This window comes from Mesorhizobium sp. M7A.F.Ca.CA.003.01.2.1, assembly GCF_003998945.1.
Taxonomy (GTDB): domain Bacteria; phylum Pseudomonadota; class Alphaproteobacteria; order Rhizobiales; family Rhizobiaceae; genus Mesorhizobium; species Mesorhizobium ciceri.
Window position 1 is genome coordinate 1 of sequence record NZ_RZRA01001730.1, and the last position, 380, is coordinate 380.

Genomic DNA, 380 nt, shown 5'->3' on the forward strand with positions numbered 1-380 from the left:
GCGGTACGGCTGATGGAACTGGCCGACCGCTTCAAGATCCCGCTCCTGACGCTGGTCGACACGGCCGGCGCCTATCCCGGAGTCAACGCCGAGGAGCGCGGCCAGGCGGAGGCTATCGCCCGTTCAACCTCGACCTGTCTCGGCCTGAAAGTACCGTCGATCTCGGTGGTCATCGGCGAAGGCGGTTCGGGCGGCGCCATTGCCATCGCCACCGCCAACCGCGTCTACATGCTCGAACACGCCATCTATTCGGTGATTTCGCCGGAAGGTGCCGCCTCGATCCTGTGGCGCGACACGACACGATCGAAGGACGCGGCGACCAACATGAAGATCACCGCGCAGGATCTTCTGGAACTGAAGATCATCGACGCCATCATCCC

Annotated in this window: 1 protein-coding gene; it reads left to right on the forward strand. The window is 63.7% G+C overall.

What is annotated here, in order from left to right; translation table 11 throughout:
- The coding region (locus EN969_RS35160; RefSeq protein ID WP_281060067.1) for a carboxyl transferase domain-containing protein at nt 1-380 on the forward strand (380 nt) is incomplete at both ends.